This window comes from Moraxella sp. (assembly GCF_024227015.1).
Taxonomy (GTDB): Bacteria; Pseudomonadota; Gammaproteobacteria; order Pseudomonadales; family Moraxellaceae; genus Moraxella.
In genome coordinates, this window is the sequence record NZ_JAAELD010000329.1 from 1 (window position 1) to 2,608 (window position 2,608).

At 48.6% G+C, this 2,608-nt stretch carries 2 protein-coding genes and 1 tRNA gene; all 3 read right to left on the reverse strand.

Translation table 11 applies throughout. From position 1 onward, the window contains the following. Window positions 1-23: 23 nt before the first annotated feature. Window positions 24-99, reverse strand: a tRNA-Lys gene (locus GY683_RS07420). A 110-nt stretch (window positions 100-209) separates the two neighbouring features. Next, the gene (locus tag GY683_RS07425; RefSeq protein WP_297288129.1) at window positions 210-2,201 is read right to left on the reverse strand and encodes a MacB family efflux pump subunit; all 1,992 of its coding nucleotides are present in this window, start codon (window positions 2,199-2,201) and stop codon (window positions 210-212) included. Between the two features lie 13 nt (window positions 2,202-2,214). Next, a partial coding sequence (locus GY683_RS07430; protein ID WP_367274135.1) for an efflux RND transporter periplasmic adaptor subunit occupies window positions 2,215-2,608 on the reverse strand: 394 nt, incomplete at its 5' end.

Consider the following 2,608-nt stretch of genomic DNA (forward strand, 5'->3'; position numbering starts at 1 on the left):
AAACTTACTTGCGATTAGGATAATGGTGGGTCGTGCAGGATTCGAACCTGCGACCAATTGATTAAAAGTCAACTGCTCTACCAACTGAGCTAACGACCCTTATCGCTAATGTGGTGCGTATTATACAGTATATTTGGATGTTTGCAAGTGGTTTTTTATGTTTTTTATAAAAAATCGCAAACCTTGAAGTTTGCGATTTTATTGGGTGATTAATTATGTGCCAACGCATCGACGGGGTTAAGTCTTGACGCATTACGGGCGGGTAAAAAGCCAAACACCACACCAATGAGCGTTGAGCAGACAAAGGCAACCACGATGGATAACGGTGAGTAGATGACGGCAAAATTACCCCCGCCAAATTTATTAATGAGTCCACCAATACCAAACGCCATAAGTATGCCCAAGATACCGCCTAGGATACACACCAACACCGCTTCTATCAAAAACTGCCCCATGATGTCCGACTGCCTTGCCCCGACTGCCATACGCACGCCAATCTCGCTGGTGCGTTCGGTGACGGACACGAGCATGATGTTCATCACACCAATACCGCCCACGATGAGCGAGATGATGGCAATGGATGAGATGAGCATGGTCATGGCGGTGGTGGTGGACTGTACCGTCTCCTTGATACTGTCGGTATTCATAATGTTAAAATCTTCTTCGCCATGGCGGGTGCGTATCAAATCCTTGATGGCGGTCTCAGCGATGGCGGATGGCGTTCCATCATCTATGAGTACGACAAAACGGTCAATGTAGCTGGTACCAAGCATGCGATACATGACGGTGGTATAAGGCATATAGACGGTAGGCGAGTTGCTGGTGCGGGCAAAGGACGATTTTTTTTCGGACAACACGCCCACGATACGAGCAGGGACGTTACCAACAAGCAAGGTTTGCCCGATGGGGTTGCCTTCATTGTTAAAATACGTCTTGTAAGCGTTTTGGTCGATGATAATGTCCTGGCTGGCGCTACTGATACTCTCATCATCAAAGCCTTGCCCCATGCTTAGCACTTCGCCTGTTACCGACAAGTAGTCCTTTCCTACGCCATTAATCGTCCCTGTGGCATCAATGCTCTCAAAGCGGATACTCATGCTTTTATTGACCATGGGACTCACCGATAAGGCATAAGGCTGGTTGGCAACGGCTTGGGCGTCCGCCACGGTGAGATTATCTCGCCCAAACCGCCGTCTGGCGTCACCAAAAGGATAGCCATTCATCACGGTAATGGTGTTCGTGCCTAGGGCGTTGATGTCGGCTAGGATTTTGGCTTGCGAGCCTTGCCCTAGCCCCACGATAGACACCACAGAGGCGATACCGATGATGATACCAAGCATGGTCAAGAGTGTCCGCATTTTATGGGCTTTCATGGCATAGATAGACATTTTAAAGGCTTCTTTTAGGCGGTCTATCACGCCAAATAGGGCGTTTTTTGAGCCAAAGGTGTTTTTGCTTGTGGCGGTGTTTTGGGTATTGTGATTATTATCTTGTTGTTCTTGATTTCTGGCATTGTCGGTATAATAATCGGCGATGATGTGCCCGTCCTTTAACTCAATAACTCGCTCGGCTTGGCTTGCCAAACTCGGGTCGTGCGTTACCATGATGATGGTGTGTCCGTCATCTTTTAGGCGGTGCAAGATGTTCATGACTTCCTTGCCAGAACCGCTATCCAACGCCCCTGTCGGCTCGTCCGCTAGGATAATGTCGCCCCCATTCATCAAAGCCCTTGCAATGGAAACACGTTGCTGTTGACCGCCTGAGAGTTGATTGGGTCGGTTGGTGGTTTTCTCGCCTAGGCCTAATTGGGTAAGAAGTTCGGTGGCTCGCTCACGTCTTTTGGTGGTGTTCATACCTGCATAGACAGCAGGGACGGTAACATTATCAAGGGCGTTGATGTCGCCAAGCAAGTGATAACGCTGAAAAATAAAACCAAAATGCTCACGTCTAAGTCTAGCAAGCTCTTCACTATCCATATCGTCCACAGATTTGCCAAAAATGGTATAGCTTCCGCTTGTGGCTTTGTCAAGACAGCCCAAAATGTTCATAAGCGTGGATTTGCCTGAGCCTGATTGCCCGATGATGGCAACCATTTCGCCTTGATACAGCGTTAAATCAAGCCCGTGCAAAATGCGAATATTGGTGTCGCCAGCAGGGAACTCACGCACGAGATTTTTGACTTGTATGAGTGGGATTTTCATGATTTTCTCCCCATTATCTCATCATTGGTGGGCGGTTTTGACCCTGTTTGTTTTCACCGCCTTGACTTGCTTCGCCAATCACGACTTTATCACCAGCGTTTAGCCCTGATTTGATTTCGGCATTAACACGGTTATTTAGTCCCACTTGTACGTCCACAGGCTTGGCAATGCCGTCCGCTCCGACCACTTGCACGCTGTATTTGCCCTTACCTCCTTTTAGGGCGGACGACGGTATGTTGAGTACGTTTTTGACTGAATTGGTAATGATATTGACCTGTGCGGTCATGTCAATGCGAAGCTTGCGTTCGGCGTTATCCACGTCCAGATAGCCGATATAATACACCGCAGAATCCGTGCTACTGGTCGTGCTGATGTTCTCGGGGGCAGGCTCAACCCCTGCCAGCATG